This is a genomic window from Winogradskyella sp. PG-2, from assembly GCF_000828715.1.
GTDB lineage: Bacteria > Bacteroidota > Bacteroidia > Flavobacteriales > Flavobacteriaceae > Winogradskyella.
The window spans coordinates 2,025,200-2,048,028 of record NZ_AP014583.1 but is presented as its reverse complement, the minus strand read 5'-3'; the positions used below and the strand labels follow the sequence as shown (position 1 = coordinate 2,048,028).

General features: G+C 34.0%; 15 protein-coding genes and 1 riboswitch. Of the genes, 8 read left to right on the top strand and 7 right to left on the bottom strand.

Going from position 1 to position 22,829, the window contains the following annotated elements:
* The 3 genes from argB to argH are packed head-to-tail and all read left to right on the top strand — an operon-like array spanning position 1 to position 3,106.
* Positions 1-777, top strand: a complete 777-nt coding sequence (argB, locus tag WPG_RS09095) for an acetylglutamate kinase (RefSeq protein WP_045471571.1) — start codon at positions 1-3, stop codon at positions 775-777.
* On the top strand, positions 774-1,835 hold the full coding sequence (locus WPG_RS09090) for a M20 family metallo-hydrolase (RefSeq protein WP_045471568.1): 1,062 nt from the start codon (positions 774-776) through the stop codon (positions 1,833-1,835). The genes argB and WPG_RS09090 overlap by 4 nt, the downstream gene beginning before the upstream one ends.
* Entirely contained in the window at positions 1,832-3,106 is a 1,275-nt protein-coding gene (gene argH / locus WPG_RS09085) for an argininosuccinate lyase (protein ID WP_045471565.1), read from the top strand. Before WPG_RS09090 ends, argH begins: the two co-directional genes overlap by 4 nt.
* Positions 3,107-3,202: 96 nt before the next feature.
* Here the strand turns inward: argH and WPG_RS09080 are convergent, their stop codons facing one another.
* Together WPG_RS09080 and gltB are read right to left on the bottom strand one after the other, a co-directional pair.
* Positions 3,203-4,666 carry a glutamate synthase subunit beta gene (locus WPG_RS09080; RefSeq protein ID WP_045471562.1) on the bottom strand — a complete coding sequence of 488 codons (1,464 nt, stop codon included), beginning with the start codon at positions 4,664-4,666 and terminating at the stop codon, positions 3,203-3,205.
* 4 nt (positions 4,667-4,670) lie between these two features.
* The gene (gene gltB / locus WPG_RS09075) at positions 4,671-9,185 is read right to left on the bottom strand and encodes a glutamate synthase large subunit (protein WP_231850162.1); all 4,515 of its coding nucleotides are present in this window, start codon (positions 9,183-9,185) and stop codon (positions 4,671-4,673) included.
* Between the two features lie 424 nt (positions 9,186-9,609).
* Here gltB and WPG_RS09070 point away from each other — a divergent pair, with 424 nt between their 5' ends.
* From WPG_RS09070 to WPG_RS09055, 4 genes are all read left to right on the top strand, one after another.
* Positions 9,610-10,638: a porin gene (locus WPG_RS09070; protein WP_045471559.1), complete on the top strand. Its 1,029-nt coding sequence runs from the start codon at positions 9,610-9,612 to the stop codon at positions 10,636-10,638.
* Between the two features lie 26 nt (positions 10,639-10,664).
* Entirely contained in the window at positions 10,665-11,972 is a 1,308-nt protein-coding gene (locus WPG_RS09065; protein WP_045471556.1) for an ammonium transporter, read from the top strand.
* A gap of 277 nt (positions 11,973-12,249) precedes the next feature.
* Complete coding sequence (locus WPG_RS09060; RefSeq protein ID WP_045471553.1) at positions 12,250-12,588, top strand: P-II family nitrogen regulator; 339 nt, start codon at positions 12,250-12,252, stop codon at positions 12,586-12,588.
* Between the two features lie 4 nt (positions 12,589-12,592).
* Entirely contained in the window at positions 12,593-13,831 is a 1,239-nt protein-coding gene (locus WPG_RS09055; RefSeq protein WP_045471550.1) for an ammonium transporter, read from the top strand.
* Positions 13,832-13,987: 156 nt separating this feature from the next.
* Here the strand turns inward: WPG_RS09055 and WPG_RS09050 are convergent, their stop codons facing one another.
* From WPG_RS09050 to WPG_RS09030, 5 genes are read right to left on the bottom strand one after another with little or no spacing between them, the layout of a single operon-like run.
* Positions 13,988-16,570, bottom strand: coding sequence for a phosphoenolpyruvate carboxylase (locus tag WPG_RS09050; RefSeq protein WP_045471548.1), 2,583 nt, complete (start codon positions 16,568-16,570; stop codon positions 13,988-13,990).
* Complete coding sequence (gene leuB, locus WPG_RS09045) at positions 16,570-17,688, bottom strand: 3-isopropylmalate dehydrogenase (protein WP_045471544.1); 1,119 nt, start codon at positions 17,686-17,688, stop codon at positions 16,570-16,572. Before leuB ends, WPG_RS09050 begins: the two co-directional genes overlap by 1 nt.
* 10 nt (positions 17,689-17,698) lie before the next feature.
* Positions 17,699-18,289 carry a 3-isopropylmalate dehydratase small subunit gene (leuD, locus tag WPG_RS09040; RefSeq protein ID WP_045471541.1) on the bottom strand — a complete coding sequence of 197 codons (591 nt, stop codon included), beginning with the start codon at positions 18,287-18,289 and terminating at the stop codon, positions 17,699-17,701.
* Complete coding sequence (gene leuC, locus WPG_RS09035) at positions 18,289-19,674, bottom strand: 3-isopropylmalate dehydratase large subunit (RefSeq protein WP_045471539.1); 1,386 nt, start codon at positions 19,672-19,674, stop codon at positions 18,289-18,291. Before leuC ends, leuD begins: the two co-directional genes overlap by 1 nt.
* The gene (locus WPG_RS09030; protein WP_084221556.1) at positions 19,675-20,850 is read right to left on the bottom strand and encodes a 2-isopropylmalate synthase; all 1,176 of its coding nucleotides are present in this window, start codon (positions 20,848-20,850) and stop codon (positions 19,675-19,677) included.
* A 144-nt stretch (positions 20,851-20,994) separates the two neighbouring features.
* On the opposite strand from WPG_RS09030, the gene WPG_RS09025 reads away from it, so the two are divergent.
* Positions 20,995-22,545 carry a hypothetical protein gene (locus WPG_RS09025; protein ID WP_045471537.1) on the top strand — a complete coding sequence of 517 codons (1,551 nt, stop codon included), beginning with the start codon at positions 20,995-20,997 and terminating at the stop codon, positions 22,543-22,545.
* 103 nt (positions 22,546-22,648) lie between these two features.
* Positions 22,649-22,773, top strand: a riboswitch (SAM riboswitch).
* Positions 22,774-22,829: the final 56 nt, after the last annotated feature.

Sequence of the window (22,829 nt, the reverse complement as noted above, 5' to 3'; positions counted from 1 at the left end):
ATGGAAACACTAAAAATCATAAAAATAGGAGGTAATATAATTGACGACAGTCAATCTTTGGAATCATTTCTAATTCAGTTTGCTCACCTTAACGGACCAAAAATATTAGTGCATGGAGGTGGAAAGCTAGCGACACAGTTAGCCAAACAAATGGATGTTCCTGTAAAAATGAATGAAGGCAGACGTATCACAGATAACGAAACTTTAGACATTATTACAATGGTATATGCTGGTAAAATCAATAAAAAGATAGTTGCTCAATTACAAGTAAATGATTGTAACGCTATTGGATTTTCTGGCGCAGACGGAAACTCAATTGTATCTGTAAAACGACCAACTCAACCCATAGATTACGGTTTTGTAGGCGATGTAAAACAAGTTAACACTAAAACCCTTGAAGTGCTATTAAATAATTCTGTCACACCTGTTTTCTGTGCGATTACTCATAATGAAAAAGGGCAATTATTAAACACAAATGCAGACACAATAGCCTCTGAATTAGCGATTGGATTTGCTTCTATCTACAACACAGAGCTTTATTATTGTTTCGAGAAAAATGGTGTATTAGAAGACCTAGAAAATGACGATTCTGTTATTGAAACCATCAACACCGAAACCTATAAAACATTAAAGCATAACAACATCATATTTGAAGGCATGTTACCAAAACTAAACAACTGCTTTCATGCGATAAATCATCATGTACAAAAAGTTTGTATCGGAAAACCAAGTATGTTATTTACCACTAATGCGCTTTTTACAACCATTCAAAAATGATAGAAAAACTCACAAAAGAAGCTATAGCTTTATTAAAGCAGCTCATTGAAACACAGTCGTTTTCATCTGAAGAAGATAAGACGGCATTACTCATTGAAAATTGGTTTACTACAAATAAGGTTCCTTATAAACGAAGCGAAAATAATATTTGGTCAACCAATAAATATTTTGATGAGAGTAAATCAACATTACTGTTAAACTCACATCACGATACGGTAAAACCTAATAATGGGTATACGAAAGATCCATTAAAAGCCATTGTTGAAGATGGGAAATTATATGGTTTAGGCAGTAATGATGCTGGTGGTTGTTTAGTGTCTTTAATCGCAACATTCACATACTTCTACAAAAAGAAAAACCTGAACTACAACTTAGTTATCGTTGCTTCTGCTGAAGAAGAAAGTAGTGGACCAAATGGATTAAATAGTATGTTATCTGTCATACCAAATATAGATGTTGCTATCGTTGGTGAACCAACATTAATGAATTTGGCAATTGCAGAAAAAGGCTTGGTCGTTTTTGACGCAAAAGTGAAAGGAACTGCCAGTCACGCAGCACATCCAAATACAGACAATGCCATTTATAATACGATTGATGTCTTAAAATGGTTTCAAGATTATAAGTTTGAAAAGAAATCACCTGTTCTAGGTGATGTAAAAATGACAGTAACTCAAATTAATGCTGGAAAACAACATAATGCTGTTCCATCTGAAGTTGATTTGGTTGTTGACGTTCGTGTGAATGATAAATATTCTAATCAGGAAATTGCAGATATATTAACGCAAAAATCTCCATGTGCGAGTATCAATGCGCGAAGTTTGCGATTGAATTCATCATCTATTCCTGTGCATCACGATTTGGTAAAAGCTGGTATTGCCTTAGGAAGAGAAACCTATGGTTCGCCAACATTATCAGATCAGTCAGTTTTGAGTTGCCCATCTCTAAAATTAGGACCTGGAGATAGCACACGATCACATACAGCGGATGAGTTTATTTATTTAGCTGAGATTGAAGAAGGGATTGACATTTATATTAAATTACTAAATAAGGTATTATGAAACTTTGGGATAAAGGATTTTCAATAGATAAAAAAATAGAACAATTTACAGTTGGAAACGACAGAAAAATTGACATGCAAATTGCTAAATATGATGTTCAAGCCTCATTAGCACATGCGATAATGTTAGAGTCTATTGGAATTATCACTTCTGATGAATTACAACAACTTAAATCAGGATTAAACGGTCTATCAAAATCTATTGAAAAAGGCACTTTTATAATAGAAGGATCATTTGAAGATGTACATTCAAAAATTGAACACGAGCTCACAAAAACCTTAGGTGATGTAGGTAAAAAAATTCATACTGCACGTTCTAGAAATGATCAGGTTTTAGTAGCTCTTCAATTATATTATAAGGACAATCTTGAAATTATTAATAACAAAACAAAAACGTTTTTCAATACACTTTTAGATTTAGCTGAAACTCACAAAAAACAATTGTTACCAGGTTATACGCATTTACAAGTTGCCATGCCTTCTTCATTTGGTTTATGGTTTTCTGCTTATGCAGAATTATTAATCGATGATGTGCATGTATTAAATGCAGTTTCTAAAATTGCAGATCAAAACCCATTAGGTTCCGCAGCTGGTTACGGAAGTTCATTTCCTATCGATAGAAATATTACTACCAAAGAATTAGGCTTTTCCACTTTAAAATATAACGTTGTTGCTGCACAATTAAGTAGAGGAAAAAGTGAACGTGCAATTGCGAGTGCATTAGGCGGTTTATGTAATACCATGGCGCGTTTCGCCATGGATATTTGCTTATACATGAGTCAGAATTTTGGGTTTATCTCATTCCCAGATGAGTTGACTACTGGTAGCAGTATTATGCCACACAAAAAGAATCCTGATGTGTTTGAACTCATTAGAGGAAAGAGTAATAAAATTCAGGCGTTGCATACTGAAATGCTTTTAATCACTAACAATTTACCAAGTGGATACCATAGAGATTTTCAATTATTAAAAGAGAATATTATCAATGCTTTTGAAGATGTAAAAGACATCTTAGACATCTTTAATTATGCCATTCAACAAATCATTGTTAAAGACGTTGATCTCAACGATGATAAATATAAATACTTATTTACAGTAGATAGCATTAATAATTTAGTAGTGAATGGTATGTCCTTTAGAGAAGCGTATCAGCAAATTGGCGGTCAAGTTCAAAATAACACCTATCAACCAGATTTAGAAAAAGAACACTCTCATATTGGTAGTATTCATAATTTGTGTTTAGATGATATTCGAGCTAAGTATCCTAAATAAAAAAAGCATCTGAAAACAGATGCTTTTACTTCTACTCTAACAAATAGACATACCCTTATATTTTATAGCAGTAGAAAGATTCATTGTATAATTTATTTACAACCCTACCAAATCGCCATCAGCATTTTTAGTTGCCAAATCAGATTTACCCATTAAGTATATATCAACTTGGCGAGCAGCTTCTCTTCCTTCAGAAATTGCCCAAACAATTAAGGATTGTCCTCGACGCATATCTCCAGCTGTAAAAATGTTTGGAATATTAGTTTGGTATTTACCATAGCTCGCTTTATAATTAGATCGCACGTCTCTATCTAAACCCAATTGATCTGCAATTGTATATTCTGGACCTGTAAAACCTAAAGCCAATAAAGCTAAATCGCATGGCCAAGTTTTTTCTGTACCTGCAATTTCTATTAATTTTGGACGCTCACCAGGAATCATTTCCCATTCTACATTCACCGTTTTTAAAGCGGTTAATTTCCCTTTTTTGTCAGTTACAAATTCCTTTGTATTAATTAACCAATTACGTTCCACTCCTTCTTTATGAGAAGAAGACGTCTTTAATTGCAACGGCCAATAAGGCCAAGGTGTTGTAGGTGAACGATGACCTGGTGGTTTGGGCATAATTTCAAAATTAACTACCGATTTTGCACCTTGACGATTCGATGTACCAATACAATCCGATCCTGTATCGCCACCTCCAATGACAATGACGTTTTTATCTGTAGCTAAAACTTGATCTTTAATTTTCTGACCAAAAACAACCTTAGTTTGTTGTGTTAAAAAATCCATGGCTTGTACAACTCCATCAGCATCTATGCCTGGAGTTGGTAAACTTCGTCTTTCAGTTGCGCCACCACAAAGGACAGTCGCATCAAAGGCTTTTAAATCTTCAACATCATAATTTAAGCCAACATTAACATTGGTTTTAAAGACAATGCCTTCCGCTTCAAGGATTGCTAAACGACGATCTATGATACCTTTTTCCATTTTAAAATTAGGAATTCCGTAACGTAATAAACCTCCAATAGCATCATCTCGCTCAAAAACAGTAACTGTATGACCAGCTCTATTTAGTTGTTGCGCTGCAGCTAAACCTGCAGGACCAGAACCAACAACAGCAATGGTTTTACCTGTTCTTGTTTTTGGTGGCTGTGGCTTAATCCAACCTTCTTTAAAGGCACGCTCTACAATATTTTTTTCAATATTTTCTATCGATACTGGATCTTCAATTATACCCAAAACACATGCTTGCTCGCATGGCGCAGGACATAGACGCCCTGTGAATTCTGGGAAATTATTTGTTGAATGTAGAATCCAAGAGGCTTTTTGCCATTCACCTTGATGTACCATGTGGTTAAAATCTGGAATTAGATTACCTAGTGGACAACCACTATGACAAAATGGAATTCCACAATCCATACATCGCGACCCTTGTTCCGTCATGTCCTTATCATTTAAAGGCACTGTAAACTCTTTATAATTCTTAACACGATCCTTTACAGATGTGTACTTTTCATCTTTTCTTTCGAATTCTTTAAAACCTGTTACTTTTCCCATTGTCCTATACTGTTTCTAATTCTTCAACCATTTGTTCTTCTGTCTCTAAACGCTTTAAAGCCCTTTTGTATTCTGTTGGCATTACACGTACGAAATGACTTAAACTTGTTTGCCAATCCGCCAATAATTCAGATCCTCTATCACTATTGGTGTATTTTACATGCTTCTCAATAAGTCCTTTTAAATCATTAGCATCTTTCTTGAGAATCTTTTCAAAGGCAATCGTTTCAGTGTTACATAAACCATTTACAAACTTGTTTTCTGGATCATAAACATAAGCTACACCTCCACTCATTCCTGCTGCAAAATTTCTACCCGTTTTACCAAGTACAACTACTTTTCCACCAGTCATATATTCACAACAATGATCACCTACACCTTCTACTACGGCAGTTGCGCCAGAGTTTCTTACAGCAAAACGTTCTCCAGCTATTCCGTTGATATAAGCCTGACCGTTCACTGCTCCGAATAAACACACATTACCTATAATAATATTATCTTCTGCTACAAAATCTGCTTTTGCAGGTTTCTTTACAATAAGCTTAGCTCCAGACAAGCCTTTACCTAAATAATCATTTGTATTTCCTTCAAGTTTAAAAGTTAAGCCATGTGCACCAAAAGCACCAAAGCTTTGTCCCGCTGAACCTTCAAAATTGATATTTAAGGTATCTTCTGGTAACCCTAAATGACCATATATTTTTGAAATTTCATTACTCACAATCGCACCAACAGTTCGGTTAGTATTCTTAATTGGATATGATAAAGTCATCTGCTCTTTTCTATATAACGCACGATGAGAATCCTTTAAAATTTTGAAATCTAAAACATTATCTAAATTATGTTCTTGCTTCTCAGTATTCTTAACCGTCATTGTATTATAAACTTCTGGTCTATGCAAAATCGATGATAGATCTAGACCTTTAGCTTTGTAGTGTTTAATGGCTTTGTTAGCATTTATCTTATGGGTTTGGCCAACCATTTCTGCCATTGATCTAAATCCAAGCTCTGCCATAATCGCTCTTAACTCTTCAGCTATATAGTAGAAGAAATTAATAACGTGTTCTGGTGTGCCTTTAAAGTTTTTACGTAACTCTTTATCTTGTGTTGCAATTCCGACAGGACAAGTATTTAAATGACATTTACGCATCATAATGCATCCTGAAGCAACTAATGGTGCTGTTGCAAATCCGAATTCTTCTGCCCCTAATAATGCTGCAATTGCAACATCACGACCTGTTTTTAATTGACCATCACATTCTACAACAATTCGACTTCTTAGATTATTTAGCACCAAAGTTTGTTGTGCTTCGGCTAAACCAAGTTCCCATGGCAAGCCTGCATGTTTTAATGAGGTTAATGGAGAAGCACCTGTTCCTCCATCGTAACCAGCAATAAGTACAACATCTGCTTTTGCTTTGGCCACACCTGCTGCAATAGTACCAACACCAACCTCTGATACTAATTTGACATTAATTCTTGCATCTCGATTTGCATTTTTTAAATCGTAAATTAATTGTGCTAAATCTTCTATAGAATAAATATCGTGATGTGGTGGTGGCGAAATTAAACCTACAAATGGTGTAGAATTTCTGGCTGCAGCAATCCATGGCAACACTTTTTCACCAGGTAATTGACCACCTTCTCCAGGTTTTGCTCCTTGAGCCATTTTAATTTGAATCTCTTTGGCATTCGTTAAATAATGAGACGTCACACCAAAACGACCAGAAGCCACTTGCTTTATTGCAGAGTTTCTACTATCTCCGTTAACATCAGGCTGAAAGCGTTTTCTATCTTCTCCACCTTCTCCAGAATTAGATTTCCCACCAATTCTGTTCATCGCTATGGCTAAATTTTCATGAGCTTCTCTTGAAATTGAGCCATAAGACATGGCGCCTGTTTTGAAACGTTTTACGATTTCTGTCCAAGGTTCAACTTCTTCAATAGGAATTGGATCGATATTATTAAATTCAAACAACCCACGGATTGTCATTAAATTTTTAGATTGCTCGTTGATATTTTTAGCATAAACATCATAACTCGCTTGATCACTTAATCTAACTGCCTGTTGTAATTTCGCAACTGTTGTTGGATTAAATAAATGCTTTTCTCCATTACGTCTCCATCTATAATCTCCACCAATATTTAAGCCTAAACGCTTATCAAGCACATTACTCGGATAAGCATGCTGATATCGTTTATCTATTTCCTTTTCTATTTCGTACAATCCAATACCTTCAATTCTAGATGCTGTGTATGGGAAATATTTTTCTACGAATTGAGAATTAAAACCAACAATTTCGAATATTTGAGAACCTCTATATGAACGTAATGTTGAAATTCCTATTTTGTTCATTACTTTAAGAATTCCTTTTCCAATAGCTTTATTGAAATTATCAACCGCTTTTTGCTCATCCATATCAGTAATGAAACCATCCGTAACTTGCATTCTAATGATTTCGTTTACCATGTACGGATTTACAGCACTTGCTCCATATCCAAATAAAGTTGCAAAATGATGAGGCTCACGTGGTTCCGCAGATTCTATAATTATATCGAAATAAGAACGTTTACGCAAACGGTTCATTTGATGACTAACATAAGAACACGCTAACAATGCCGGAATTGGTGCCATTACTTTGTTTACACCTCTATCTGATAAGATGATAATGTTTGTTTTTCTAGTCAGTGCTTTTTCAATTTGAATAATAATATTATCCAAAGCATCTTCTAGCCCATTAAGACCTTTATCTTTTTGGTACAATAACTCAATTGTTTCCGCTTTAAAACCTTCAACTTGTATGTTTCTAATTTTTGCTAAATCATCATTTGAAATTACTGGATTCTGAATTTTTAGCTTTCTACACTGTCGTTCAGTAATGCTAAATATGTTTCTATCCTTTCCTAACGACAGACTAATATCCGTTACAATCTCTTCTCTAATCCCATCTAAAGGTGGATTTGTAACCTGAGCAAATAATTGCTTAAAGTAGTTTGAAATTAACTGAGGTTTATTTGATAAAACTGCTAAAGGTGTATCAATTCCCATGGAACCCAAAGCCTCTTTTGCTTTCTGAGCCATTGGTGTAATAACCTCCTGAATGTCCTCGTACGTATAGTTAAATAAACGTTGTCTTGTTTTAATATCTAAAGTTTCAATCGGACATGTTTCACCTGTATAAGGAATGTCTTTTAAATGCAACCTAGTTTTATCCAACCATTCTTGGTATGGTCGTTCTTTAACGATCTTACTTTTAATTTCCTCGTCATTGATGATTCGTCCTTGATTCATATCTACCAAGAACATTTTCCCAGGCTCCAAACGACCGTGACTTTCTACATCTTCAGGTGCAATGTCTACCACACCTATTTCAGACGACATAATAAGCTTTCCGCTTTTAGTGACTGTATATCTTGAAGGTCTTAAACCATTTCTATCTAAAAGTGCTCCTATATAATTACCATCTGTAAAAGGCACTGAAGCTGGTCCATCCCAAGGCTCCATAATACAAGCATTATACTCGTAAAAGGCTTTACGTTCTGGTGACATGGTTGCATGTTTTTCCCAAGCTTCTGGAATCATCATCATCATCACTTCTGGTAGAGAACGTCGTGTATGAGTTAACAATTCAACTACCATATCCATTGACGCTGAATCCGATTTTCCTGGTAAAATAATTGGGAACAACTTATCTATTTGTGGCCCAAAAACATCACTTTTCATAATCTCTTCTCTAACACGCATTCGACTTACATTTCCGCGAAGCGTATTAATCTCCCCATTCTGACACATAAATCGAAACGGTTGCGCCAATTCCCAAGTCGGCATAGTATTGGTAGAAAAACGTTGGTGTACTAACGCTAAACGCGTTACCAAATCGTCTTCTTGTAAGTCTTTATAATAAGGACCAATATCTTCTGGCATTATAATACCTTTATATATTAAGGTATTGATTGATAAACTCGATACGTAGAAATAAGAACTTTGAGACATCTTAGATTTTCTCACTATATGCTCTGTTATCTTTCTTGCCGCATAAAGTTTAGCTTTAAAGTCAGCTTCAGAGACTTCATTTGATTTTCCGACAAAAAGCTGTTCTATATTTGGTTCTGATGCTAATGCTATTTCTCCTAATTGTGTAGAATCCACAGGAACCTCTCTCCATCCAATTACAGAAAGCCCTTGTGAGATGATTTCCTTTTCGAACGTGTCTTTACAAAACTTGTATTGGTTTCTGTTTTTTGGTAAGAACACCATTCCAACAGCATATTTCCCCTTAACAGGAACCTTAAAACCGCAAACACGTTTAAAATATGCGTGAGGAATATCTATTAATAGTCCAGCACCATCTCCAGTTTTACCATCAGCACTTACTCCTCCTCGATGTTCTAGCTTTACAAGAATTTCTAATGCGTCATGTATTATTTGATTTGTTTTTTCACCTTTAAGGTTACATATAAATCCTGCACCACAATTTTCATGTTCAAATTCCGGTAAATAAAGTCCTTGTTTCTTCAGCATAATTCAGAAAATTTTAAAGGCGTTTTTAAAGCCCTATTACACCTCTAATATATAGGCTAAAATCCTATTTAAAAAAAAGTAGAAACACTTTTCGCATATCGATAATTAAGGGCTTTCTAAATGCAAATTTGGCAATAATAACGGCATATAATGTTGATTAGTTAATTAAAAATACTCAGTAAATACGGTACTTAACCACGAAAACGATTTCGCAAACATGCAACTATTAAATCTTAGCAAAATGCGATTATCAGCATTATCAATTTATCAAAAAATCGTTTAAAAATAATTTAACCCTAAAATTTAGGGGGTATAAAATATTATATTCATAAAAATCACATTTTAACCCTATTTTTTTAGAGGTTAGAATTAATTTTAATATAGATTTGTCCACAAACTAACTATTTTTAAAATTATAATTATTATGAAAAAATTATTTACCCTTTCAATGTTTTTTATCGCATGTAGTTTATTTGCTCAAGAAGAAGAAACAGAAGAAAAAAAATCATTTGAATTTAGCGGTAGTATAGATGCATATTACAGAGCTAATTTAACAGCACCTAACGATGAAAACGCAATTGCACCAGGATCTTCTTTTGCTAATTTACCTGGTTTCTCATTAGGTATGGCTAATCTTGTTGCTTCTTACGAAGGCGAAAAAGTTGGATTTGTTGCAGATCTTGTATTTGGCCCAAGAGGAACAGACGCAATTTTTGCTTCTCCGATGTATTCAGCTACTGGAGATATAGTTAATCAATTATATGCATACTGGAACGTAAGTGAAAATGTAACATTAACTATGGGTAACTTTAATACATTTTTAGGTTACGAAGTTATTTCGCCAGTTGCTAACTTCAACTATAGCACATCTTATTTATTCTCTTATGGCCCATTTAGCCATACTGGTTTGAAAGCTGATTTCGCTTTGTCTGATGATTTTAGTTTAATGCTTGGTGTATTCAATGACACTGATTTAACAGAATTCAATCCAACTGGAGATTATGCCGCTGGAGCTCAATTAGGTTACAAAGACCAGTTTTTAAATGTTTTACTAGACCCTTCTTTCTTTGAGATTGATTTTACTGGTGGATTTAATATATCAGACGAATTCTTCTTAGGAATTAATGCTGCGTATTTAAGTCTTGAAGATGATGCAGGTGGATTTATGGGCGCAGCTCTTTATCCTCAATATACGGTTTCAGACACTTTCTCTATTGGATTAAGAACGGAATACTTTGCTGAAGATGGCGCTTTCGGAGCTATCGGATCTGGTGTAGAAGACACAAGTGTTATAGCTGCAACAATAACTGGAAGCTTTACAATTGAAGATAATTTAATAATAAAACCAGAAATTAGATTTGATAGCGCTTCTGATGATGCATTTATTGATAACGACCTAGCAGCAACTAAAAGTTTAGGATCTTTTGTATTGGCTGCTATCTATTCGTTCTAAAAAAACACTAACTAAAACAAATAATTATGTTAACTAATTTCTTAACACTTATCCCAAGTCTTTCAATAGCGCAAGATGCTGTTGAACCTACAGAAATTGAAGCTGCAGTTGCTGCTATAAATGGCGACATGGGAATGCTTTGGATGCTACTTTCTGGTATCTTAGTATTCTTTATGCAAGCTGGTTTCACATTAGTTGAAACAGGAATGACACGTTCTAAAAATGCTGCCAATATAGCAATGAAAAACTTGTTAGACATTTGTGTTGGCTCACTAACTTATTGGTTAGTTGGTTATTCATTAATGTATGGAGATACTTCTAATGGGTGGTTTTTCTGGAGTGGATTAATGCAAGGTGAAGGAGCTGATTTATTCTTTCAAACCATGTTTGCTGCCACAGCCGCAACCATAGTTTCTGGAGCTATTGCTGGTCGTACAAAATATTCTACTTATGTTATATTCTCAGTTGTAATGACAGCTCTTATCTACCCAATAGCTGGTGGATGGCAATGGCAAGGAACAGGCTGGTTAACAGAACTTGGATTTATTGATTTTGCTGGTTCCTCTATTGTACACTCTGTTGGTGGATGGGCTGCTTTAGTAGCTGCTATTATGGTAGGACCAAGAATTGGTAAGTTTGTTGACGGTAAAGTATTCCCAATACCAGGTCACAACCAAATACTTGCAACATTAGGTGTATTTATTCTTTGGCTAGGATGGTTCGGTTTCAATGGTGGTTCTCAACTAGCTTGGGGAGGCGCTGATGCAGTTGGAGCTTCTAATGTGGTTTTAATCACAAATTTAGCAGCAGCAGCTGGTGGATTAGGAGCATTAATAACAACATGGATTTGGTACGGAAAACCGAACTTACCTCAAACGTTAAATGGAGCTTTAGCAGGTTTAGTAAGTATTACAGCAGGATGTGGGAACATGTCTGCGATAGGAGCTGTTTTTGCAGGTTTAATTGGAGGTGTTATAGTTGTATTTTCAATTGAATTTATAGAGAAAAAACTAAAAATCGATGACGCAATTGGAGCAGCTTCAGTACATGGTGCAGCTGGCGTTTGGGGAACTGTGGTTATTGGTCTTTGGGGCATTGACGCTGATGGTGGTATCGGACTTTTTAATGGTGGTGGTGCAGGCCAATTAGGCGTACAAGCTTTAGGAAGCTTAGCTTATGCTGTTTGGGCAGTTGTATTATCTTTCATAGTTTTTAAAATATTAAAATCTACCATGGGTCTTCGTGTTACTGAAGAAGAAGAAACTGTTGGACTCGACCTTTCTGAACATGGCGAAATTGCTTATCCAGGAAAACGAGATAGGGGTAATGATTAATCAATGTATTTAAATAAGTCTTTAACAAAGTCTTAAAATTGTTTATATAATTTAGTTGTTAGAAAGAAAACCTTTGGAATATAAATCCCAAAGGTTTTTGTTTTTATCAATATTTCAAAAAAAGACAAAATTCAACACAAAAATTATTTAAACCTAAAATATATAGGGTATAAAATATAATATTTACAAAAATTACTTTATTACCCCTTTTTCCTATAGGGTATAGGTTAATATTATATAGATTTGTCGTCAAACTAACTATTTTAAATAATTTTTTATGAAAAAAGTTGAAGCAATTATTAGAAAATCTAAGTTTTCTAAAGTTAAAAATGCACTGCACGAAGTTGGTGTAAACTTCTTCTCCTATTGGGATGTCACAGGACTTGGAAACGAAAAAGAAGGTCACGTTTACAGAGGAGTATCATACAGTACGAGTGATATTCAAAGGCGCTATTTATCTATCGTTGTCAATGATGACTTTGAAGATGTAACTGTAAAAGCAATACTAGAAGCTGGAGCTACAGGAGATGTTGGAGATGGGAAAATCTTTGTATCTCATATCGAAGAGGTTTACAGAATACGAACAGGAGAAAAAGGAGGACAAACTTTAAAATAAACACATGGAAATATTTACTACAAATAATGTATGGATGATGATCTGTACAGCGCTAGTTTTCTTTATGCACTTAGGATTTGCATTTTTAGAAATCGGATTAACACGTCAAAAAAATACGATTAACATATTATTTAAAAACATATTTATTATCACAGTAGGTTTATTGCTTTACTGTTTAGTCGGATTCAATCTTATGTATCCTGGTTTTGAATCTGGAGATATAGGCTTATTTGGATTTGCTGGATTTGGATTAGATGCACCTATGGTAGATGGTGCTTTAGACTTAGCATATAATGAAGGTTACACGTACTGGACAGATTTCTTATTTCAAGGTATGTTCGCAGCAACTGCAGCAACAATTGTATCCGGAGCTGTAGCAGAACGTATGAAAATTGGGCCATTTATGGTTTTCACAATTATCTACGTTGGTTTAATATACCCAATCGCAGGTTCTTGGAAATGGGGAGAAGGATTTTTACATACCATGGAAACACCATTTTATGATTTTGCAGGTTCTACATTAGTCCACTCTGTTGGTGGTTGGGCTGCTCTAGTAGCTGTTTGCTTATTAGGTTCCAGAATTGGTAAATTCAAAGATGGAAAACTACAAGCAATTCCTGGTCATAATATTCCATTAGCCACTGCTGGTGTAATTATTTTATGGTTAGGTTGGTTTGGATTTAATGGTGGTTCTGTTTTATCAGCAGATCCTTCATTAACATCATTAACATTAGTAACTACATGTTTAGCTGCTGCAGCTGGTGGTGTTGTTTCTGCTTTAGTATCTTTTACTCGCTATAAAAATTTAGATTTAACAATGTTCCTTAATGGTATCTTAGGAGGTCTAGTTGGTATTACAGCTGGTGCAAATCAAATGAGCCCAACTGATGCTATTCTTATTGGTGCAATTGCGGGTGCAATTATAGTATTTGCTGTATCATTAATTGATAGATTGAAATTAGATGACCCTGTTGGAGCCATTGCAGTACACTTAGTATGTGGTATTTGGGGAACTTTAGCAGTTGGAATCTTTGGAAATCTTGCAAGTGGAGCACAGTTTCTTAGTCAACTTATTGGCGTAGTATCTTACGCTGCTATCTGTTTAGTATCTTCATTCTTAATCATTTTTATAATGAAGAAAACTGTAGGAATAAGAGTTTCTGAACGCGAAGAATTAGAAGGTCTAGATGCACACGAACATGGAATGGAAGCATACCCAGACTTTAGATTAAACGAGCACTAAGAGTTTTAAAATTGATTGTTTAATAAATTATTAGTTGTGAGTTATAAAGCCCTATAAGCAATTTGCTTTAGGGCTTTTTTAAGATTTAGTTTTTAGACACAAAAAAGCTTGCTTAGTAAAAACTTAGCAAGCTTTTTTAATTATAATGTAAAGTTATTAAGCCGAATTACGACTCGCATTAATATTACCAAATAATGACCTAGTTACCATACTCGCAAAAATCTTCATTTGTTCATCATCTGGTTCTACGCCAGCTTTTTCTAACTCTTGAATTTTCTTTAACGCATACTGTTGTATGGTTAACAATGGTAATACAATAGATTCCCTTACCGCAATAGAAGCTCTACCAGCTGGTTCTTCTTGCATCAATTCTTTGTAACCCGTTAACTTTAAGATTAAACGTTTTGATGTTTCATATTCAGCATGAATAATAGTCCAGAATTCTCCATACTCAGCATCTTCTGCCATATATCTTGTTAAGTCAAAGAATGATTTAGATAAAGACATCATACTATTTTCGATTAATGTCTTAAAGAAATCTGAGGTTTTAAATAGACGTTGTACTTTTTCGAATTCGCCAGTATCTTCATAATGTTTTAAAGCTGTACCAACACCAAAAAAGCCAGGTACATTTTGCTTTAATTGACTCCAAGATCCAACGAAAGGAATAGCTCTTAAATCTTCAAACACTAAACCTTTTGCTTTACCACGCTTAGATGGCCTACTCCCTATATTAGTTTTTGCATAGTACTTTAATGTACTCATATGCTCTAAATAAGAAATGAATTTTGGGTGTGCTTTAAAATCTGAATATGTTTTATAACTACGCTCAGACAAATCAGTCATCACATCTCTATTTTCAGGAAGCATACTTAAATCTGAATCACTTAAGCTATTATGAATACCAGAACTTATTAATTGTTCAAGATTGTATTGAGATGATTCCAAAGTTCCGAAATTAGAACTAATAGTTTGCCCTTGAATTGTTAATTGCACTTCTTTATCTTCAATAGTTGGTCCAAGAGATGCATAAAAATTATGCGTTTTTCCACCACCACGAGCAGGAGGTCCACCACGACCATCAAAGAAAATTACTTTAATTCCGTATTCTCGAGATACTCTTGTTAAATTCTCTTTGGCTTTATAAATAGCCCAATTCGCCATTAAATACCCACCATCTTTAGTACCATCACTAAAACCTAGCATTATCGTTTGTCTGTTCCCACGTGATTTTAAATGCGCGGCATATTCTGGATTCGTGTATAACTCCTCCATAACTGCAGGTGCATTTTCTAAATCAGTAATCGTTTCAAAAAGTGGACCGACATCAACCGTTAATTCGTCTTGAAAAGCAACTAGCTTAAGCATAGCAAACAACTGCATAACATGTAGTGTTGTTTGATTATTACTAATGATATATCTATTTGCAGCCTTTTCACCATTAGTCCCTTGGATGGTTTTAATAGCTTTCATGGTTTTTAACGCTTTCAAAGTTTCTTCATCTTTTATTAAAGATAAATCAACTTCACCTTTAACCTTTGATAAAATTTTGACTTGTTCTTTTTCTGATAAGTCATGATAGTTTTTGGGAAAAATAGAACTTCCACTATCTATTAAAGCATTCACCATATCGTTGAAAAACTGTGCATGCTTTCTACTATCTTGCCTAATATCTAAGTTCGCAAAATGGAACCCAAAAAGATGAATTTTATTTAATAGACTATTAACTTCATTAACATAAAGCGACTGATGCTCTCTTACAATCACATCTTTAATTACCATTAATTCTGAAGCAAAACTCTCTGCAGTTAGGTTAGAGTTCTTATTCACAATAATCTTCCAAAGTTCAGTCTCTAAAACTACTATCCGTTCTTCAACACCTTCAAAAGTCAACTTTCTTCTTAATCGACGTGCGTCTCTATAATAATTTTTAATTACTGTTGCACGCAAACGATTCGCTACTTTCAACGTGATTTCTGGAGTCACAAATGGGTTTCCATCTCTATCTCCTCCTGGCCAAAAACCAATATTTATAATATCATTTTCAATGTGTTTACCATCAAATATATTTTGCTGAATGTAATCGTATATTGTTCCAAAAGACTTATAAAACACATTTTCTAAATACCAAATTAAACTCACAGCCTCATCATATGGAGATGGTTTTTTATGTTTAAAAAATGGTGTTTTTCCTAACTGAGCTAATAAATCATTAATCCTTAGCAAATCATTCTCACGAATAGCTTCGGTTAAATCTGTAATAATCCCCAATACAGAACCAGGATAAAATTGAGTTGGATGTGCTGTTAATACGATGCGCACTTTAAATTCTTCAAGATATTTCTGAAGCGTCTCCATTTTATTATCAGCACTAACTGATTCTTTAAGACTTCTTAAAGTACCTATACCATCCATATTATTTACCATTGGAAAAGCAGCATCTTCAATAGCATCAAATAATACAACCTGACGCTCTATATACTGAATGAATCTAAACAGTAAATTAATCTGACTCTGAGGAGAACGTCTCGCTTGATATTTTTTAAAGAACGTTTCGACAATTGTCGTAGGATTGTCCTTATTAGCAAATCCTTTTTGACAGGTCTCATGAAACAAAGGCAATAACGCACCCGTTTTTCTTGTAGTATCAAATGGTAAAGTCATAAATATACTATTGTATATCTGATACTTAGACATGACATTCTGATTAAATCGTGTAAGCTTTGGTTGTGTTGGCATTATATGATTGTTGATTGACCTAAGTGAATATTTGTAAAGTTCATATTGGTATCGTTTGGATTACTGATAAAGTCTTCAATAAATTCTCCAACTTTACTCGTTGTTACATTATCGTATTTAGTATTAATATCTGGAGTTCCAATATTTAATTTCAATGATTTCTCTACAGCTTGCTTTATTAATTCAGCTTCTGCATGTAAATCAAAATGCTCTAATAACATTGCTGCAGATAAAATAGATGCAATTGGGTTTGCAATCCCTTTTCCTGTTGCCTGAGGAAAAGATCCATGTATTGGCTCAAACATGGCATACTTATTCCCAACCGATGCTGAGGCCAACAACCCTATAGAACCACCAATAACACTAGCTTCATCACTAATAATATCACCAAACATATTCTCAGTTAAAATAACATCGAATTGTTTTGGGTTCAAAATCATTTGCATCGCTGCATTATCTACAAACAAGAAATCTAATTCAACATCTTTATAGTCTTCCGAAATTTCAGTAACCACTTTTCTCCAAAGTCTTGAACTTTCCAAAACATTAGCTTTATCTACTAAAGTAACTTTATTGCTTCTAGATTGTGCAGCTTTAAAAGCTAAATGTGTAATACGTTCTATTTCTTCACGTGAATACAAACATAGATCTGAAGCTGTATTCCCATCTTCACTCAATTGTTTTTCGCCAAAATAAATCCCGCCTGTTAATTCTCTATAGATACTAATATCTGTACCTTGAATGATATGTTCTTTTAAAGGTGATTTATCTATCAGAGTTTGATATGCTTTAACTGGTCTGATATTAGCAAATAAGCCTAGTTCCTTTCTCAACTTCAAAAGTCCTTGTTCTGGACGTACTTTTGCTGATGGATCATTATCATATTTCGGGTGACCAATAGATCCAAATAAAATAGCATCTGTAGACTTACATAAGTCTAAAGTTGTCTCTGGCAATGGATCATTGTGTTTATCTATAGCTATAGCACCAACATCTGCATTGGTGAATTTAAAATTATGATTGAATTCTGAAGCAATCGTTTTCAAAGCCTTAATAGCTTGGGCTGTAACCTCTGGACCTATACCATCACCTGGCAATACCGCAATATCTAATTTCATCTAAAATTTGTTAGTATATTTTTTGAGCTTCAAAAGCTTCAATTTGTTCTTTATTGTTGACCAAGTAGTCGATATCATCGTAACCATTAATCATGCAAGTTTTTTTATAAGGATCTATTTCAAAAGCTTCAGATAATTTTGAACCTTTTATTGAGATCGTCTGACTTTCAAGATTAACCTCTAATTCTGTTTGTGGATTTGACTCAATTTGCTGAAGTAAGTCACTTAAAAATGTAACTGAAACTTGTACAGGTAACAAGCCATTGTTCAAGGCATTTCCTTTAAATATGTCTGCAAAAAAACTAGACACAACGACTTTAAAACCAAAATCTGTAATTGCCCAAGCAGCATGTTCTCTACTCGATCCACATCCAAAATTATCGCCAGCAACCAAAATTTTACCAGAATATTTGGAATCGTTAAGTACAAAATCAGAATTTACTGATCCATCTTTATGATATCTCCAATCTCTAAACACATTATCACCAAACCCTTTACGATCTGTTGCTTTTAAAAAACGTGCTGGTATAATTTGGTCTGTATCTACATTCTCAATGTTTAATGGAATGGCTCTAGATTGTAATGTTGTAAACTTTTCCATTAATTTAAATGTTTTGAAATATCTATAATTTTACCTTCAACAGCTGTCGCTGCAGCCACTAATGGACTTGCCAGTATAGTCCTTGAACCTTGACCTTGTCTCCCTTCAAAATTTCTATTTGACGTTGACACACAATATTCCCCTTGAGGAATCTTATCGTCATTCATTGCTAAACATGCTGAACAACCTGGCTGACGTAATTCAAAACCAGCTTCATCAAAAACTGTTTTCAGACCTTCTTCAATTATTTGAGCTTCTACTTGCTTACTTCCTGGCACTAACCATGCTGTAACATTATCAGCTTTTTTCTTTCCTTTGATAAAGTTTGCTGCTACTCTAAAATCTTCAATCCTAGAATTAGTACAACTCCCTATAAAAACAAAATTAATAGGTTTATTTATTAAACTTTCACCAGCTTCAAAATTCATATAAGCTAAAGACTTTTTGAACGAAGGATTCTCATCTACGGGAATTGTCTCAGAAATCTTAATTCCCATTCCAGGATTTGTTCCATACGTTATCATTGGTTCTATATCCTCTGCATCAAAGCTATATTCTTGATCAAACTCAGCACCTTCATCTGTTGGCAACGTTTTCCAATAGGCAACTTTCTTATCAAAAGCTTCGCCTTGAGGTGCAAATTTTCTTCCTTTCACATAGTCGAATGTTGTTTGATCTGGCGCAATCATTCCGCCACGAGCTCCCATTTCAATACTCATATTACATACAGTCATACGACCTTCCATACTCATCTCTTCGAACACATTCCCAGCATATTCACAGAAATATCCTGTACCAGAATTAGTTCCTAGTTTTGAAATAATATAAAGAATGACATCTTTTGGTAAGACGCCATTTTTTAATTTCCCATTAACAGTTACTCTTAAACTCTTGGGTTTGGTTAGTAACAAGCATTGACTCGCAAAAACTTGGGCGACTTGACTTGTTCCTATGCCAAATGCAATGGCTCCGAAGGCACCATGCGTTGAAGTGTGACTATCGCCGCAGACCATGGTCAAGCCTGGTTGTGTCACGCCCAACTCTGGAGCCATTACATGCACTATTCCATTATACTTATGTCCTAACTCATATAATGTAATATTATTCTTTTTACAATTTTCTGATAGTTCCTCTAGTTGTTGTCTAGACAATGCATCCTTAATTGGTTGATCTTGATTTAATGTAGGAGTATTATGATCTGCTGTAGCCACAATTTGATTGGGTCTAAAAACAGGAATTCCGCGATCTTCCAATTCATTGAAAGCTTGCGGACTCGTAACCTCATGTATTAAATGCTTATCTATATACAAAATCTGTGGACCATTGTCTATACTACTGACCACATGCGAATCCCAGACTTTATCGAATAATGTTTTTTTTGACATCTAAGCTGAAATTATTTGTTCATAAACTTTACTTGTCTCAATGATTTGATGGATATCGTTATCATTAATTTCTTTTTTTCTATCTGCAAAACTTAAGAAGTTAGCATAGACATCATCTAATTGTAGTTTAGTTAATTCATAACCTACATTTTTAGCTCTATAAGCTAAAGCCGCTCTACCACTTCTTGCAGTCAATACAATTGCAGACTCAGTAACACCAACATCTTTAGGATCAATGATTTCGTATGTTTCCCGATTTTTAATAACACCATCTTGATGAATTCCAGAACTGTGCGCAAAGGCATTTGCGCCAACGATCGCTTTATTTGGCTGTGTATAAATACCCATACTATCACTCACCAATTGACTCATTCCATATAACATAGACGTGTTAATATTAGTGTCTAAATTTAGGTAAGGATGTTGTTTTAAAACCATCACCACTTCTTCTAAAGCTGTATTTCCCGCACGTTCACCTATGCCATTGATAGTACATTCAATTTGTCTTGCCCCATTTATAACACCTTGAATAGAATTAGCTGTCGCTAAACCTAAATCATTATGGCAATGACATGATAAAATTGCTTTTTCAATACCTTTTACATTCTCTTTTAAATATTTGATTTTAGCACCATATTCACTTGGTAAACAATAACCAGTAGTATCAGGAATATTAAGAACTGTTGCACCAGCTTTAATAGCTACCTCACATACTCTTGCTAAATATTCATTGTCTGTTCGCCCTGCATCCTCAGCATAAAATTCAACATCTTCAACAAAAGACTTTGCATACTTTACAGCTGCAAAAGCACGCTCTAAAATATCTTCTTGAGTTGTTTTAAATTTATGGACGATATGAGATTCTGAAGTCCCTATACCTGTATGTATTCTTGATTTTACAGCATACTTTAAAGCCTCTGCAGCTACCTTGATATCGTTTTCTACTGAACGTGTTAAACCGCAAACAGTAGCGTTCTTTACAATTTTTGAAATGGCTTCAACCGATTTAAAATCACCTGGACTTGACACTGGAAAGCCCGCTTCTATAACGTCAACGCCTAAAGCATCTAACTGTTCCGCAATCACTACTTTTTGTTCTGTGTTGAGTTTACAACCTGGAACTTGCTCACCATCACGAAGTGTTGTATCGAAGATTTGTATATTGTTATTTGACATATATCAAAATATAGTTTAGTATTGTCTTACGAATTTAAGTTTTGAAATTTTTTAAATGCCTTACTCTTGATTTAATTTTACGATGTTCAAAATCAAATTTGCAAATCAAGTATTTGATTATCAAATATTTAAATCTATTTTAAATTGACAACTAAAGACCAAAAAGATAATTTATTTTCGTTAGTAAAGTCATTAACGAAATCTGAAAAACGACAGTTCAAACTGTACGTTGGGAGACTAGGTGTCAATTCCGATTCTAAATTCTTAAAACTTTTTAATCTTTTAGACAAAGCAAAAGGTTATAACGAAAATGCTATTTTAAAAACAGGTATCGTAAAAAAAACACAGCTTGCCAATGTAAAAGCACATTTATACAAGCAGGTTTTAATAAGCCTAAAATTAAATCCGTCACATCAAAATGTACGTTCTCAAATCAGAGAACAGTTGGACTTTGCTTCTATTTTATATCATAAAGGTTTATACAAACAGAGTTTAAAAATTTTAGATAAAGCCAAATATTTAGCCATAGTTAATGAAGAAAAAAATATGGCTTTTGAAATTGTTGAACTAGAAAAAATTATTGAATCTCAATATATTACTAGAAGTATCAGTAATCGAGCTGATGAATTGGCAGTACAAGCTCGAGATTTGAGCGCTCAAAACGTTATTGCAAGTAAACTCTCAAACTTATCCTTACAGCTTTATAGTATTATATTAAAAACAGGTTATGTTAAAAATGAGAAAGAAAGTCTAATCGTCACTAAATACTTCAATGATAGGCTACCTAAATTCAATTTAAAAGAGGTTGGTTTTAGAGAGAAATTATGGCTTTACAAAGCACATTTATGGTACAGTTTTTTAATGCAAGATTTTTTAAATTGTTATAAATATGCTTCTAAATGGGTAGATTTATTTTATCAAAACCCAAGTATGATTAATCTAAATCCTGTTTTCTTTTTAAAAGGAAATAATTACCTTTTAGAGTCTATCTATTTTATTAGAAATAAGACAAAATTTGTAAAGAAATTAGACCACTTTAAAACTACTGTAGGTGACCAAAAGTTTAATAAAGACGAAAATGTTTCTACTCTAGTTTTCCTTTACACTAATTTTCATAGTATTAATCAACATTTTATTGATGGAAGTTTCGAAGAAGGCTTAAAATTGATTCCTCATATTGAAAATGAGCTTATTAGTTTTAGTGACAGAATCGATCAACATCATAAAATGGTCTTTTATTACAAGTTTGCTAGCATGCACTTTGGGGTTGGCAACAATAAAGCTTGTATAGCGTATTTAGATAAGATTATCTCGAATAAATCACTTTCTATGCGAGAAGACTTACTCTGTTTTTCTAGAGTATTAAATCTTGTAGCCCATTATGAAGCCGGACTAGATTATCATTTAGAAACATTACTAAGAAGTACTTACAAGTTTTTAATTAAAATGAACGATTTGCATGAGGTGCAAAAGGAAATGATAAAATTTATTAGAGGGCTTCAAGATATTTACCCTCACGACTTAAAAAATGCATTTAGAGATTTACTTAACACTCTAAAAACTTTTGAAGACCATCCATTTGAGCGCAGAGCATTCCTATATTTAGATATAATTTCTTGGTTAGAAAGTAAGATTGAAAACAAACCTGTTGGCCAGATTATTCAAAATAAATATTTGGCAAAATATGCGCCTTGATTTTCTTAAAATCATAAAAAAAGCATAAAAACTAAAAATAAATTTGGTTTTTAAATTTTTGTGTCGCAATATTTGTGCTCACAAAGTTCAAACACTTACTGAAATGTTATCAAGAAAGGTGGAGGGATTAGACCCTTTGAAACCTTAGCAACCCTTAGATTTACTAAGAAGGTGCTAAATTCTACTTGAAAGCGCAAGTCATTTTTTGCAAATTCGGATAGATAACTCAAACTAATTACAAATCTATAGTTAGTAATTTTCTTTATAACATTTTTCTATTAAGT